At 62.9% G+C, this 15,306-nt stretch carries 10 protein-coding genes; all 10 read left to right on the top strand.

Annotated elements, in window-relative coordinates; all coding sequences use genetic code 11:
- Nucleotides 1-50 precede the first annotated feature (50 nt).
- The 10 genes from metR to OEG79_RS07715 all read left to right on the top strand — a co-directional run bounded on the left by metR (nt 51) and on the right by OEG79_RS07715 (nt 15,303).
- Nucleotides 51-968, top strand: coding sequence for a transcriptional regulator MetR (gene metR / locus OEG79_RS07760; RefSeq protein ID WP_264148197.1), 918 nt, complete (start codon nt 51-53; stop codon nt 966-968).
- Between the two features lie 215 nt (nt 969-1,183).
- Nucleotides 1,184-1,840 (top strand): TetR/AcrR family transcriptional regulator, encoded by a 657-nt coding sequence (locus OEG79_RS07755; protein ID WP_264148196.1) that lies wholly within the window; start codon nt 1,184-1,186, stop codon nt 1,838-1,840.
- 9 nt (nt 1,841-1,849) lie between these two features.
- A complete protein-coding gene (locus tag OEG79_RS07750; protein WP_264148195.1) occupies nt 1,850-2,938 on the top strand; it encodes an efflux RND transporter periplasmic adaptor subunit in 1,089 nt (362 codons plus the stop codon).
- Between the two features lies 1 nt (nt 2,939).
- The gene (locus tag OEG79_RS07745) at nt 2,940-6,086 is read left to right on the top strand and encodes an efflux RND transporter permease subunit (protein WP_264148194.1); all 3,147 of its coding nucleotides are present in this window, start codon (nt 2,940-2,942) and stop codon (nt 6,084-6,086) included.
- 751 nt (nt 6,087-6,837) lie between these two features.
- Complete coding sequence (gene algD, locus OEG79_RS07740) at nt 6,838-8,148, top strand: GDP-mannose 6-dehydrogenase (RefSeq protein ID WP_264148193.1); 1,311 nt, start codon at nt 6,838-6,840, stop codon at nt 8,146-8,148.
- A gap of 114 nt (nt 8,149-8,262) precedes the next feature.
- Complete coding sequence (locus tag OEG79_RS07735; RefSeq protein ID WP_264148192.1) at nt 8,263-9,687, top strand: mannose-1-phosphate guanylyltransferase/mannose-6-phosphate isomerase; 1,425 nt, start codon at nt 8,263-8,265, stop codon at nt 9,685-9,687.
- Nucleotides 9,688-9,748: 61 nt separating this feature from the next.
- Complete coding sequence (locus OEG79_RS07730; protein ID WP_264148191.1) at nt 9,749-11,269, top strand: glycosyltransferase family 2 protein; 1,521 nt, start codon at nt 9,749-9,751, stop codon at nt 11,267-11,269.
- A gap of 17 nt (nt 11,270-11,286) precedes the next feature.
- A complete protein-coding gene (locus tag OEG79_RS07725) occupies nt 11,287-12,432 on the top strand; it encodes a PilZ domain-containing protein (protein ID WP_264148190.1) in 1,146 nt (381 codons plus the stop codon).
- A gap of 7 nt (nt 12,433-12,439) precedes the next feature.
- Complete coding sequence (locus OEG79_RS07720) at nt 12,440-13,915, top strand: sel1 repeat family protein (protein WP_264148189.1); 1,476 nt, start codon at nt 12,440-12,442, stop codon at nt 13,913-13,915.
- Nucleotides 13,912-15,303, top strand: a complete 1,392-nt coding sequence (locus OEG79_RS07715; protein ID WP_264148188.1) for an alginate export family protein — start codon at nt 13,912-13,914, stop codon at nt 15,301-15,303. The genes OEG79_RS07720 and OEG79_RS07715 overlap by 4 nt, the downstream gene beginning before the upstream one ends.
- Nucleotides 15,304-15,306 lie beyond the last annotated feature (3 nt).

Below are 15,306 nucleotides of genomic sequence, written 5' to 3'. Positions count from 1 at the left end.
TTTCATCCAGCTCCGAAAACGGATGAGTGAATCCTTCGCAGAGACCCGCCATGCTCGAGCTACGCCACCTGAAAACCCTGCATGCCCTGCGCGAAACCGACAGCCTGGTCGAGGCAGCCGAACGCCTGCATCTGACCCAATCGGCCCTTTCGCACCAGTTCAAGGAGCTGGAGGAGCGCCTCGGCCTGCAGCTGTTCGTGCGCAAGACCAAGCCAGTGCGCTTCACCAGCGCCGGCCTGCGCCTGCTACAACTGGCCGATGCCGCCCTGCCTCTGCTGCGCGGTGCCGAACGCGACCTGGCGCGCCTGGCCGGCGGCACAGCCGGCCGCCTGCACATGGCCATCGAGTGTCACAGCTGCTTCCAGTGGCTGATGCCCACCATCGACCAGTTCCGTGACGCCTGGCCGGAAGTGGAGCTGGACCTGGCGTCGGGTTTTTCCTTCGCTCCGCTGCCGGCTCTGGCTCGTGGCGATCTGGATTTGGTAGTGACTTCAGACCCCGTCGAACTGGCAGGCATCACCTACGTGCCGCTGTTCACCTATGAGGCCCAGCTGGCGGTCGCCAATCAGCATCGTCTGGCCACCAGGACATCTATCCAGCCCGAAGACCTGGCCACAGAAACCCTGATCACCTACCCCGTCGAGCGAGATCGCCTGGACATATTCACCCGCTTCCTCGAACCGGCCGACGTCGAGCCGGCGCAGATACGTACCTCCGAGCTGACGGTGATGATGATGCAGCTGGTCGCCAGCGGTCGCGGCGTCTGCTGCCTGCCCAACTGGGCGCTGCACGAATACAGCTCGCGCGGCTACGTCAGCGCCAAACGCCTGGGCGAGAAAGGCCTGTACTGCACGCTATACGCGGCAATCCGCAGCGACATGCTCGATGCTCCCTTCATGCGCGACTTTCTGCTGACCGCCAAGGACACCTCCTTCGCCAGCCTCGAAGGCGTCAGCGTGGCGCGCTAAGCGCCGTTCATCGGCAGCCGACAGCCAGGACGGTCATCGGCTGTCGCATACTTGCCCCGAGCACGGGCCTCCTCATCCACATCCCGCCATCTGCAGCTATCGCCAGCAGCTGCTAACGAGGCACCCCGCAATTGCCTTGTTACAACTCCCGACTTGCCGCACTGTGACCGACGGTCATAGCATGACCACCGGTCACAACATTTCATGGAAAGCCCATGCGCTATCAGGATCAACTCTTTCAGCAACGCGAAAGCGCCCTGCTCGAAGCCGCACGCCAGCTATTCCAGAATCAATCCTGGGATCGCGTCACCATTGCCGAGGTGGCGCGTCATGCGGGTATCGGCAAGGGCACGGTGTACAAACACTTCACCAGCAAGGAAGCGCTCTATGCGCGTCTGGTGCTGGACTGCTCACGCCGGCATCTGGCCGAGCTGCAGGAAATCGCCCGCAGCGCGCCCGCGCAAGAGGCCATGCGCCGAGTGATTCGCCGCTCCTTCGAACTGCTGCAGGCCGACCCGCTGCAGGCGCAACTTTGCCTGCTGTGTGACCGTCCCGCCTTTCAGGAGCGCCTGGAACCTCAATACCGCGAGCAGTTCATCGAGCTGGAAGGTCTGTACATGAGTCTGTTCAGCGATCTTCTGCAGGGCAGCTTTCGCGACCTGAAGCTCTCCGCTCGGCACTGCCAGCATCTGCTGTGGGGCGTGGAGGCCTGCGTCAACGGCGTCATGACGCGCATCGCTTCCGGCGGTTTCGCCCACTGGGCCGAGTACATCGAGCTGGACGCGTACTTCGACCGCGTCACCGACTTCATCATCGCCGGCCTGCAGGGCCAGGCCACCGCGCTGCTGGCAGCGCCCGCCAACCACGAGTAAGCCATCGCCATGTTCGCGCAACTCAGCAAACGTCCCTGGATCATCGCCGTCGTCATCGCCATCGTGCTGCTGCTATGGCTGCTCAGCGGAGACCGCTTCGTCGCTCGCGACGAGGTGCAGGCCGAGCCCGACAAACCGGTCACCAGTACCGAACTGGCTCGGGTGGAAGTGACATGGCTGGAAGCCCAGCCCATGCAGCGCCAGCATGTCGTGCAGGGACAGATCGAGGCCTGGCGCCGGGTGGAGCTACGCGCCCAGGTCAGCGGCAGCGTACAGAATCTGGATCAGGACAAGGGCAACCGCGTCACCGCCGATCAGCTGCTGCTCAGCCTCTCGCCGGATGACCGCCCGGCCCAGGTCGCACGCAGCGAGGCCGATGTCCGGCAACGGCAAAGCGATGTCACTGCAGCCAAACGCCTGCGCGAGCGCAGCCTGGTCTCGGCCAACGAACTGATGCGCCTGGAAAGCGAGCTGGCCAAGGCCCGCGCCGAGCTCGACAGCGCCCGCCTGCAGCAGCGCAACACCAGGATCGAGGCGCCGTTCGCCGGCATCTACGACCAGCGCATGGTCGAACTGGGCGACTTCGTCCAGCCCGGCCAGAGCCTGCTGACCCTGGTGGATATCGACCGCCTCAAGGTCAGCGCGCAGATCGCCCAGCAGCAGGTCACCCAGCTCGAGCTGGGCCAGCCGGTAAGGGTGGAGCTGCTCGACGGCCGCACGCTGCAAGGCGAGCTGCACTTCATCGCCGCGGCGGCCGACCCCGGCTCGCGCAGCTTCCGCATCGAGGTCAAGGTGGACAACCCGGACGGCCTGCGCCTGGCCGGCGCCAGCGCGACGCTGCATATCCAGACCGGCGAGGCCATGGCCCATCGTCTGTCCCCTGCCCTGCTCAGCCTGGACGAAAGCGGCCGCCATGGCGTCAAGTGGGTCAACGACGCGCAGCGCGTGGAGTTCACGCCAGTCGAGCTGATCAGCGTCGACAACCAGGGCGCCTGGGTCAGCGGGCTGCCGCCGAAGGTGGCGCTGATCACCCTCGGCCAGGGCTTCGTCCAGCCCGGCCAGCAGGTGGCGACGCAACTCGCGGCCGAGGGCAGTTGAAATGCACACACTGATCGCCGCCGCGCTCGACCGCAGCCGCACCACCCTGCTGATCCTGCTGTTCCTGCTCTGTGGCGGGCTGGTGGCCTACGTCGCCATGCCCAAGGAGTCCAACCCCGACGTCACCATCCCGATCATCTACGTCTCGGTGACCCTCGAAGGCATCAGCCCGGAAGACGGCGAGCGCCTGCTGGTGCGCCCCCTGGAGCAGGAGTTGCGCAGCCTGGAGGGCGTCAAGGAAATGCGCTCGGTGTCCAGCGAAGGCCACGCCTCGGTGACCCTGGAATTCGACGCCGGCTTCGACGCCAAGGTGGCGCTGGCCGACGTGCGCGAGAAGGTCGACACCGCCCGCAGCAAACTGCCTGCCGAGGCTGACGAGCCGACCGTGAGCGAAGTCAACGTGGCGCTGTTCCCGGTGTTGTCGGTGGGGCTGTCCGGGCCGATCGCCGAGACCGAGCTGGTGTACATCGCCCGGCGCCTGAAGGAGAACCTCGAAGGCATCGCCGAGGTGCTGTCGGTGACCATCGGCGGCGACCGCGAGGACCTGCTGGAAATCGTCGTCGACCCGCAGGTGCTGGACAGCTACGGCATCGACTACAACGAGCTGTTCAACCTGGTCAGCCGCAACAACCGCCTGGTCGCTGCCGGCAGCCTGGATACCGGCGCCGGGCGCATGAGCATGAAGGTGCCAGGCGTCATCGAGGACCTCGAAGACGTCATGCGCATGCCGATCAAGGTGGTGGCGGGCAGCGTGGTCACCTTCGCCGACGTCGCCACCATCCGCCGCACCTTCAAGGACCCGACCGGCTTCGCCCGCATCAACGGTCAGCCGGCCATCGTGCTGGAAGTGGCCAAGCGCAGCGGCGCCAACATCATCGAGACCATCGACCAGGTCAAGGCGCTGATGGAGCAGGCCAAACCCCTGCTGCCGCCAGGCGTGGAAGTCAGCTACATCATGGACCAGTCGCAGGAAGTGCAGAACATGCTCGGCGACCTGCTGAACAACGTGCTGACCGCCATCGTCCTGGTGCTGATCCTGGTGGTGGCGAGCATGGGCATGCGCTCGGCACTGCTGGTCGGCCTGACCATTCCCGGTGCGTTCCTCAGCGGCATCCTGCTGATCTGGATGCTCGGTTTCACCCTCAACATCGTCGTATTGTTCAGCCTGATTCTGGTGGCCGGCATGCTGGTCGACGGCGCCATCGTCGTTTCCGAACTGGCCGACCGTTACCTGCAGCAGGGCCAGACGCCACGCCAGGCCTGGGCCAATGCCGCGACACGGATGGCCTGGCCGGTGATCGCCTCCACCGCCACCACCCTGGTGGTGTTCCTGCCGCTGCTGTTCTGGCCCGGCGTGGTCGGCCAGTTCATGAAGTACCTGCCGGCCACCGTGATCGTCTGCCTGCTGGCTTCCCTGGCCATGGCCCTGGTGTTTCTGCCGGTGCTCGGCGCCGTCAGCGGCGGCCAGGCGCGGCCACAAGCCGCGCCCACCAGCGCCGTCGGCAACGCCTACCGCAAGCTGCTGGAAACGCTGCTCAAGCGCCCAGGCCTGACCCTGCTCGGCATGCTCGCGCTGATCGCCCTGATCTACGTCGGCTACGGGCGCTTCAACCATGGCGTGGAATTCTTTCCCGACGTCGAGCCGGAAAGCGCACAGATCTGGCTGCGCGCACGCGGCGACCTGTCGGTGCAGGAGAAAGACGCCCTGCTCAAGCAGGTCGAGAAGCAGGTACTGGGCATGCGTGAGGTCAAGGCGCTGTATGCACGCTCCCTGGCGCAGCCGGAAGGCCAGCTCGGCGCCGACGTGATCGGCACCCTGCAGTTCCAGTTCGTCGACTGGCATCAGCGGCGCCCGGCCAGGGAAATCCTCGCCGAGATGAGCCGGCGCACCGCCAGCATCCCCGGCGTGGTGCTGGAATTTCGCAAACAGGAACAGGGTCCCACCGACGGCAAACCGGTGAAGCTACAGATCAGCTCGCTGGACCCGGCGCAGAGCGAACAGTGGGTCGAACGCATTCGCGATGAAATGCACAGGCTCGGCGGCTTCGCCGACATCGAGGACGACCGCGCCCTGCCCGGCATCGAATGGCGGATCAAGGTGGATCGCGAAGCGGCCGCCCGCTTCGGCGCGGATGTGCTCAGCGTCGGCAACGCGGTGCAGATGATCACCAACGGCCTGAAACTGGCCACCTACCGCCCCGAAGACGCCACCGACGAAGTCGACATCCGCGTACGCCTGCCCGGCAACTGGCGCTCGCTCGACCAGCTCGGCCGCCTCACCCTCAACACCCCGGTCGGCCAGGTGCCGCTGAGCAACTTCGTCGACCTGCAGCCGGCGCCCAAGGTCGGCACCCTGCCCCGCGTCGACGGCGATCGCACCATCACCCTGCAAGCCGACCTGGCCGAAGGCGCGCGCCTGGACGAACGCCTCAAGGCCCTGCGCGAAGCGCTCGGCGAGGTGCCGGCCGAGGTCAAGGTGAAATTCGCCGGCGAAGACGCCGACCAGCGCGAAGCGGCCACCTTCCTGATGACCGCCTTCGTCGTCGCCATCTTCCTCATGGCGATCATCCTGGTGACCCAGTTCAACAGCCTCTACCAGGCGGCGCTGGTGCTATCGGCCATCGTCCTCTCCACTGCCGGGGTATTGATGGGCCTGCTGATCAACGGCCAGTCGTTCGGCATCGTCATGGTCGGCATGGGCCTGATCGCCCTGGCCGGCATCGTGGTGAACAACAACATCATCCTGATCGACACCTACAACCAGCTGCGCCGCCAGGGCCTTGAGTCGTACGAAGCGGCGCTGGAGACCGGCAGCCTACGCCTGCGTCCGGTACTGCTGACGGCGGTGACCACCATCCTCGGCCTGATGCCGATGGTGCTCAGCATCAACGTCGACCTGGTGACACCGAGCCTCGGCTTCGGCGCGCCCTCGACCCAGTGGTGGACCCAGCTGTCCAGCGCCATCGCCGGCGGCCTGGCCTTCGCCACGGTGCTGACCCTGCTGCTGACACCCTGCATGCTGGTACTGGGCGCGCGCTTCGAACGCCGCCCGCCGCCACTGGAAACCTACGATACCGATCTGCTCGACCTGCCCGAGCACCTGATCGCCGCCAAGCCCGACAAAGCACCTGTGCAACACCCGCAGTAGGCGCGAGCAGGCAGCCGAAAGGGCCGGAAGAAAGAAACCGGCAAGGACGCCTTTGCTGAAGCCTCTGCCCACCGTCAGAAACGACAAAGCCCTCGAGAGAGGGCTTTGTCGTTTTCCCTGCGCGGACGGCGCGCAGAGAGCAATCGGGATACCGAGCTAACGAAGTGTATGGGGTCGGCGTCCTGCCTGTTGGCCACTTCGTTAGCCCGGTGACCGGAGAGTAGTCCAGGCAATGGCATTGTGCCAAGCCTCAATTACGCGGCATGACTCACAGACTTGAGCAGCGCCCCGCCCCTTCCGACGAAGCCTCGCGAGAACGCACCCTCATTACAGCGGCAGCAAGTTGTCGCCATCAGTCTCGGTGCCATGCAGATTCCGCGACGGCTTCGATGCACAACTTCCGAGCAAAATCTCATCCACGTGCAACACAACTAGGCACGCTGAGTAATGTTTTTATGGCGCCATAAAAATAACACTTAAAATGACAACTATTTTTTGGCGCCTAAAAAATATCAAACTATAACTATTTGATTTTATTGATAAAAAAACTAAGAAAAGTTTGGCTATAGAAACAATAACTTTTGGTTCACGTTTTGCTTGAAAAGCCAAAAAAGCCAACTTAGTATCCGCGCCACTTCAAGTAACAGCCCCGGATTGCAGTAAGCATTATGCAATAACAGCGGCGTACTTAATGAACACGGATATTGGTCGGCTCCCAAACGACCAGCTCAACTATATAAAAGAGGGACCTATGAGAATCACCATCTTTGGATTGGGTTATGTCGGTGCCGTTTGTGCCGGTTGCTTGTCGGCTCGTGGCCACGAGGTCATTGGGGTCGATGTATCGCAAACCAAAATCGACCTGATCAACCAGGGTAAATCCCCCATCGTCGAACCCGGTCTCGCCGAACTGCTCGCAGCCGGCGTCGAATCCGGCCGGCTGCGTGGCACAACCGATGTAGCGGCTGCAGTCCTGGCCAGCGATCTGTCCTTCATTGCCGTGGGCACGCCCAGCAAGCGCAATGGCGACCTCGACCTCGGTTACATGGAGTCGGTATGCAAGCAGATCGGTACCGCCCTGCGCGACAAGCAGGAGCGCCACACCGTAGTCGTGCGCAGTACCGTTCTGCCAGGCACGGTGAAGAATGTGGTTATCCCGCTGATCGAAGCGGCCTCGGGCAAGAAGGCCGGTGTCGATTTCGGCGTGGCGACCAACCCGGAGTTTCTGCGTGAAAGTACGGCAATCAAGGATTACGACTTCCCGGCCATGACCGTGATCGGTGAACTGGACGAGCAGTCCGGCGACCTGCTGCAGGAGTTGTACAGCGAACTGGACGCGCCGATCATCCGCAAGTCCATCGAAGTAGCGGAGATGATCAAGTACACCTGCAACGTCTGGCATGCGGCCAAGGTCACCTTCGCCAACGAGATCGGCAATATCGCCAAGGCCGTCGGCGTCGACGGTCGCGAAGTGATGGATGTGGTCTGCCAGGACAACAAGCTGAACCTGTCCAAGTACTACATGAAGCCCGGCTTCGCCTTCGGCGGTTCGTGCCTGCCAAAGGACGTGCGCGCCCTCTCCTACCGCGCCGGCAGCCTCGACGTCGAGGCGCCCCTGATCAGCTCGCTGATGCGCAGCAATGCAAACCAGGTGAAAAAAGCCTTCGACATCATCCAGGGCTATGACAAGCGTCGCATCGGCCTGCTGGGCCTGAGTTTCAAGGCCGGCACCGACGACCTGCGTGAAAGCCCGCTGGTTGAACTGGCCGAAATGCTGATCGGCAAAGGCTACGAGCTGCGCATTTTCGACAGCAACGTCGAGTACGCTCGTGTTTTCGGTGCCAACAAGGAATACATCGAGTCGAAGATTCCCCACGTTTCCTCTCTGCTGTGCAAGGACCTCGACGAGGTGGTCGCGCAATCTGACGTACTGATCATCGGCAACGGCGAGAAACGCTTTGCCGAGGTCATGGAGAGCGTTGGCAACGACAAACAGATCCTCGACCTGGTTGGGTTCATGGCCCATCCCACCCAGGCCAATCGCGAAGGTATCTGCTGGTAGCAGACAGCTAACAAAAACAGAGGCGGCACCGGTCGAGTGCCGCTTGATTGGTCACGGCGTGTCGCCAGTTCACTGCCCATACGATCCGAATCGATGTTTACAAGGAGTGACAGCATGATTCCTCTGATTTTGTCCGGCGGCAGCGGCTCCAGACTCTGGCCGCTCTCGCGCAAGCTGTATCCAAAGCAGTTCCTCGCCCTCACCGGCAACGAAACGCTGTTTCAGCAGACGCTCGGCCGCCTGGCTATCGAGGGCATCAGCAAGCCCATCGTGGTCTGCAACGAGGAGCACCGCTTCATCGTCAGCGAGCAACTCGCCGCCATCGGCAGCGAGGCGCAGACCATTCTGCTGGAGCCGTTCGGCCGCAATACCGCGCCGGCCGTGGCCATCGCCGCCATGCACCTGCTCGCCGCCGGGCGTGACGAGCTGCTTCTGGTGCTGCCGGCTGATCACGTGATCGAAGACCTGCCGGCGTTCCACAGCGCACTGAGCAAGGCACGCAAGGCAGCGGAACAGGGCGAAATGGTCCTGTTCGGCATTCCCGCCGAGCGGGCCGAAACCGGTTACGGCTACATCAGGACCGGCACACGTGCCGGGTTGCCTGATGGCGTTGTTTCGGTGGAGAGGTTCGTCGAGAAACCCGATCTGGCCACCGCCAAAGCGTTCGTCGCGCAAGGTGACTACGTCTGGAACAGCGGCATGTTCCTGTTCCGCAGCAGCCGTTACCTGGAAGAGCTGCAGCGTCATGACCCGGACATCTACGACACCTGCCAACTGGCGCTCAGCCGCAGCAAGAGCGACATGCAGTTCATCCGTATCGACCCCAGCGCCTTCGAGTGCTGCCCGGACAATTCCATCGACTACGCCGTGATGGAAAAGACCGACCGCGCCTGTGTGGTGCCACTCGAAGCCGGCTGGAACGACGTCGGCTCCTGGTCCGCGCTGTGGGACGTTCAGGAGAAGGACGACAACGGCAACTGCCGCTCCGGCGACGTGGTGATCCACGACAGTCAGGACTGCCTGGCCCACAGCCAGAACAAGCTGGTGACCCTGGTCGGTCTCAAGGACGTGGTCGTGGTGGAAACCAAGGATGCGGTGATGGTCGCCCACAAGGATCGGGTGCAGGACGTCAAGCATCTGGTCAACACCCTCGCCGGCGACGGGCGCTCCGAAGCGCAGAACCACTGTCAGGTCTATCGCCCCTGGGGCAGCTACGACTCCATCGACAGCGGCAATCGCTTTCAGGTCAAACGCATCGTGGTCAAGCCGGGCGCCAGCCTGTCGCTGCAAAAGCATCACCACCGTGCCGAACACTGGATCGTGGTTTCCGGTACTGCGCGGGTGACCTGTGACGACAAGACTTTCCTGCTCTGGGAAAACCAGTCGACCTACATCCCCATCGCCGCCGTTCACCGTCTGGCCAACCCCGGCAAGATCCCCCTGGAAATCATCGAAGTCCAGTCCGGGAGCTATCTGGGAGAGGACGACATCGAGCGCTTCGAGGATGTCTACGGGCGCACCGACGCCACAGTCATCTAGCGACTCCCGATGTAACAACCTCTGACGTTCGTATACGGCTTCACTGGAGGAAGCACGTCACATGCCCAGGTTATTCAATTGGCTCAAGACCTCGCCCGGTTTCGGCAAGCTGTGCGGTTGGCTATGCCTGATCGCCCTGATCGCGCTTGGCTCGGAAATGGTCGACCCGAGCTATCTCGACCCGTCGCACCAGAAGTTCATTTTCCTGATCGGCGCCCTGGGTATGTGGCGTTACGGCAATGCGGCCACTCACTACCTGCGCGGGATGTACTTCCTGCACTGGCGCTTCCCGCGGATGCGCAAGGCCGTCGAACGCATGGGGACCGCAGCGCTGCCCGACCATATGTTCATGGTGGTAACCAGCTTCCGCATCCCGACTCACACCACCTTCAAGGTGTATCAGTCGGTATTTCAGGAAGTGCAGCGAATGCCTGTGCCCTGCACCGTCATCGCCTCGATCGTGGAGAAGGGCGACGAGAACTTCATCAAGGACATCATGCGCCAGGAAGTGCGCGATCGGGACGACATCAAGCTGATCATCGTGCGTGCCCGCGGCACTGGTAAGCGTGATGGACTGGCCCATGCCTTCCGTGCCCTCTCCCGGCAGATGCCGCTGGAGAACTCGGTGGTCGGCGTGGTCGATGGCGACACCATGATGCTGCCCGGCTGCGTCGAGCGCGCCGTCAGCATGTTCGCCTATCTGCCCACCGTCGGTGGCATCACCACCAACGAGTTCTGCGAGGTGGAAGGCAGCAAGCTGATGCAGGAATGGCACACCATGCGCTTTGTCCAGCGGCACATCAACATGTGCTCGATGGCACTCAGCAAGCGGGTGCTGACCATGACCGGTCGCCTGTCGTTCTTCCGCGCCAGCGTGATGACCAACCCGGAATTCATCAAGGACGTGGAAGCCGACTTCCTCGATCACTGGCGCCTGGGACGCTTCCAGTTCCTCACCGGCGACGACAAGTCCTCCTGGTTCAGCCTGATGCGCGCAGGCTGGGACACCTTCTATGTGCCCGACAGCCATACCCTGACGGTGGAGCATCCACCAGACAACAGCTTCCTGCGCGCAACCCGGCAACTGATGTACCGCTGGTATGGCAACTCGCTGCGGCAGAACTTCCGTGCCACCCGCCTACTGGGTCTCGACCGTCTGGGCCTGTTCACCATGTACGTGCTGTACGACCAGCGCGTATCGATGTGGACCTGCCTGATGGGCCTGAGCGCCTCGGTAGTGGCCGGCCTGCTGTTCGGTATCCAGTACCTGCTGCTGTACCTGTTCTGGGTGTTGCTGTCGCGCACCCTGGTAACGCTGTTGTTCTTCTTCACCAAGCACCCGGTACATCCGATGTACCCCTTCGTTCTGTATTACAACCAGATCGTCGGCTCGGTGATGAAGGTTTACACCATGTTCCACATGGATCAGCAAAGCTGGACCCGGCAAAAGACCACGCTCAGCAACGGCAGCGTCAGTTTCGATGCGGCCCTTAATCGATGGACGTCGAAGACGATGTTGTTGTCCTCCATTGCCATCTTCTTCGGGGTCATTTCGGTCCTGCTAGAACTCACGCAACCTTAAGTAAAGGCGCGAATGCTATGACTAGCACCACTGTCTTACCTGTAAATGTTGTTCACGAAGCAATCGATGAGCGCCAGTTCGTCCGCGCCAAGATTCCTGCCCGCATAGCCCTCAATGGCCACGGCCTCAAGGGTGTGGAATGCGAGATCCTGGACATTTCCCTGGGCGGCATCGGCCTGAGCCTCGAGCAGCCGCTGACACTCGGCAGCCTGCTCCACGGCTCGATCAAGCTTAAGCTCAATGCGATCGATCTGAACATCGACACCAAACTGAAGATCGTCTCCCAACGCGGCCATGAAGTAGGTGCCGAGTTCGTCGAACTGGATCGGCAGAAGCGCGACATCCTGCGCTACATCATCTCGGCCTACATGTCCGGCGACATCGCCGACATCAACGGCCTGTTCAACGTGATGCAGCGTGAGAACTACATCAAGGAGCGCAAGACCAAACAGGCCAGCTCGCGCACGCCCACGGAACGCCTGAAGGCGGCGCTGGGCTCGCTGCTGTTTCTCGGCGCCGGCCTGGCGGCACTGAGCCTGATCGTCTACAAGAGTTACCTGCTGTTCTTCCACCTGCCCGCCGCGCAGGCAGTGGTCAGCGCCGAGGCCTACGTACTGAGCATGCCGGAAAACGGCAACCTCAAGTACCTGATAGCGCCCGGACAGACCAGCGTCAGTACCGGCCAGCCACTGGCCAGCGTTTCCACGCAACTGGCCAGCAGCCTCACCAGTCCGTCCGACATCGCCGCCCTGGCGAGCCTCTCCGAGCAGGATGCGGCCGCCCTGCTCGGCCGCGTGACCGTGGAAACGGTGATCGCCAGCCCGTGCAACTGCAGCCTGTACTTCCCGCGCCCCCGTATGGACGGTTTTGCCTACAAGCAGGAGCAGCTGATGCATCTGCTGCCGCAGGACAAGCCGCTGCACGTCAAGGCCAGTGTGCCGTTCGAGCGCATGGACAAGATCGAGCGCGTGCGTGCAGTCGAGATGCGCGTACTGGGCAGCGACGAAATCTACACCGGCGAGATCGTGGGCAGCCGCGTGGACGATCAGCGTCAGATGGTCGAGCTGACCATCAAGCCTGAGCAGGAATTGCCGCGCAGCGCCTATCAGCTGCCCACTGCCGTCGACTTCAAACTCGGCCTGCCACTGCGCTGGACGTTCTGAGGTCGCCATGCCGGTCAGATATCTTCTTTGCACAACCGCCCTGACGCTGGCACTCGCCAGCTCGGCTCACGCGGCACGCAGCCTCGAACAGGTCCGTTATGCGCTGTTTCAGGACAGCCAGGCGGAGGTCGAAGAAGACCTGCGCCATCTGGCGGCGCGTGGCGACCTGGGCGCCACACGCCTGCTCGGCGAGGTACTGGCCAGCCGCAGCCCGGCGAATACCACGCGAGCCATCGACCTGTTCAGGCAGGCGTTTGCCGATGGCCGCGGGGACATCGGCGCGCTGACAGCCCTGGCCCGCCTGGTCGACGGCAAGCCGCGCTGGCGTGAAGCCAACCGCGCCTACATGCACCAGGCACTTGACCGTTTCACGCCCGGGCGAGATTTCGTCGCTGTCGACACACGCCTGGAAGTGTTTCTGGTCTACCCCGAGCTGTTCACACAGAGCGAGGTCACCCGCCTGATCGAGCTTTATGACCGCGCCTGCCTGATCTACTGCCACGCGCCGCTGTACAGAGCGGTGGCGGCAGCTCGCTACGGCGAAAGAAGCGAAGCCGAGAAGTGGTTCCAGCTGGCCGTGGAAAGCGACCCGCGTGCCGTACAGCGCTATTACGAGTTTCTTGGCGAAGAGCGCAACGTCCTGTTTCGCGCCTTCGCCGAGCGCCTGGCGCCACGCATGAGCGCTCTGCCGGTCGACCTGGTGCACCGCATCGCCCAGCAGGTCATGAGCATCCGCAACATCGAGATCAGTACCTTCAACAACAATCGCCCGACAACCCGCGCCCAGACCGATGAAGAAAAACAGGCGCGTGAACTCAAGGCGAAGGCCCATGCCAGCCTGGTCGAACAGCTCGACCGCGAGGTGCTGCAGTGGCTGGACAACGCCATAGACCGCGATTTCGGTCCGGCGATGCTGAGCAAGGCCAGCTTCCTCATGACCGCGCCGGATCGCTACAGCCCCGAGCCGGTACTGGCGCTGATCCAGCGCCTGGAACAACGGCAGGGTGAGAATCTGACCCTGAGCATGGCCGAACGCGAGAACCCGATCACCCCGCAGCGCATCAAGGCACTGCGCGCCAGCCTGCACATGGTCATGTGGCGCACCCTCGACCCGCAGCTGAGCCAACGCCTGATCAGCGAACTGCAGGCCGAGCAGTACCCCGAAGCACAGCTGCTTGAAGGCGACCTTTACAGCCTGGGCGCACTGGACGAAGCCGATCAGGACCGCGCCCTGGAGCTGTACATGGCAGAGGCCCGCCGCGGTTCGGTAAACGCCCTGCTGCGCATCGCCCGACTTTATACCTACGGCCGCGCCATCTGCCGCGATAACGGCAAGGCCTATTCCTTCGCCTACGCCGCCCACGAGCTGGGAGACCAGCGCGCAACCAATCTGATGCACTCACTCAGCTCCCGGCTCACGCCTGAACAGCGCGATATCGCCGCCGCCGAAGGCAACCGTCTTATCGAGGATTCCACACTGTGAGCGCTTCCAACTCCCTTAGCCGCGCAGCCCTGCTGCTCGCCTGCCTGCCGCTCGGTCTGCTGCATGCAGAAGACACCAGCATCGCCTCACCCGAGCTGGAACCGGTCACCTCCCTGCTGACCCACAAGCTGTTTCTGCGTACTGGCTACGGACCGGACGAAACGCGCCTGGGCGAAGATCGTCGCAGCTTCTTCAGCTTGCGCTACGAACCGTCCTATCGCTGGTACTCCCCCGAACAACGCTGGGCGAAGTGGGAAGCCTTCGGTCGTCTGTGGCTCAACTACGACACCGACCCGAATGCCCTGCAGAACGACGAGGGTAACGACGAGAGCCTGTCGAGGCGCCGCCATGCCTACAGCGAAGCGCGCGAGTTCTATGTACGGCGCAACCTGCTGGGCGACGACCCGCGCTTTTCCCTGACTTTCGGTCGCCAGCGCTTCAGTGATCGTTTCGGCATCTGGTGGGACGACAGCATCGAAGCCTTGCGTCTGGACTACAACGACAGCTTCGCCAGCGGCTTCGTCGCCGTCGCCGAAAAATTCTATTACTACAACTCCGACGACAACCGCCTCGACCCGCGTGACAGGAAGATTCGTTACCTGATGGGCGAGTACGCCTGGCGCTGGCATGCCGACCACTGGGTTGGCGTACGCCTGCTGCATGAGGACGACTACTCGGGCAGCTCGCCCGATGACCGCCAGGACTTCGATGGCCTGCGTTATGGCGTGTTCCTGCACGGAGACACCCGTCAGCTGACGTCACTGATCAGCGACTACCACCTGGAAGTCGCCGCCCTCGACGGCAGGATGGAAACCACCCAGCGCAACGGCCTGCGCGACAGCGGCGACAAGACCGGCTGGGCCGTGGTGGCGGATGTCGGCAAGCGCTTCGAAACGCTGCCATGGACACCGCGCGTGGGCATCAGCGCCGGCCTTACCGATCGACCGGACGACAGCGGAAGCGACGGCTTCACGCTCAACCGTATCCAGTCCGACCGGCGCAACGATCCGCTGAGCTACAGCAGCCGCCTGGTCAGCAACCTGGTCAGCGTCAACCTGAGTAACCTGGCCTTCTACGGCATCGTGCTGGAAACCCAGCCCACCGATCGCACCGCGCTGGATCTGCGTGTCAGCGACCTGCGCCTGCGCAATCGCACAGCACAACTGCCCCTGCGCACCACCACCGAAGGCGTGGTTCGCGATACCGGCTCGGCCCACCTGGGCCAGGTGCTGGACATCAACCACTACTGGCGCATGTTCCCGCTGGCGTATGACGGCAAGCGGATACAGCTCAACACCCTGGCCAGCCTGAGCTACTTCAGGGCCGGCAGTGCGCTGGAAATCGGCGACGATTATCAACTGACGCTGGGCATAACCCTGACTTACTGACCG

The sequence above is a fragment of the Pseudomonas sp. Z8(2022) genome (assembly GCF_025837155.1).
In the GTDB taxonomy this organism is placed as follows: Bacteria; Pseudomonadota; Gammaproteobacteria; order Pseudomonadales; family Pseudomonadaceae; genus Aquipseudomonas.
This window is presented reverse-complemented; position numbering and strand designations above follow the sequence as displayed.

Excerpts from the sequence above, each read along its gene's own strand:
- OEG79_RS07725 (WP_264148190.1), top strand. The coding sequence starts at position 11,287 with ATGACTAGCACCACTGTCTTACCTGTAAATGTTGTTCACGAAGCAATC.
- algD (WP_264148193.1), top strand. The coding sequence starts at position 6,838 with ATGAGAATCACCATCTTTGGATTGGGTTATGTCGGTGCCGTTTGTGCC.
- OEG79_RS07730 (WP_264148191.1), top strand. The coding sequence starts at position 9,749 with ATGCCCAGGTTATTCAATTGGCTCAAGACCTCGCCCGGTTTCGGCAAG.
- OEG79_RS07735 (WP_264148192.1), top strand. The coding sequence starts at position 8,263 with ATGATTCCTCTGATTTTGTCCGGCGGCAGCGGCTCCAGACTCTGGCCG.
- OEG79_RS07755 (WP_264148196.1), top strand. The coding sequence starts at position 1,184 with ATGCGCTATCAGGATCAACTCTTTCAGCAACGCGAAAGCGCCCTGCTC.
- metR (WP_264148197.1), top strand. The coding sequence starts at position 51 with ATGCTCGAGCTACGCCACCTGAAAACCCTGCATGCCCTGCGCGAAACC.
- OEG79_RS07750 (WP_264148195.1), top strand. The coding sequence starts at position 1,850 with ATGTTCGCGCAACTCAGCAAACGTCCCTGGATCATCGCCGTCGTCATC.
- OEG79_RS07720 (WP_264148189.1), top strand. The coding sequence starts at position 12,440 with ATGCCGGTCAGATATCTTCTTTGCACAACCGCCCTGACGCTGGCACTC.
- OEG79_RS07745 (WP_264148194.1), top strand. The coding sequence starts at position 2,940 with ATGCACACACTGATCGCCGCCGCGCTCGACCGCAGCCGCACCACCCTG.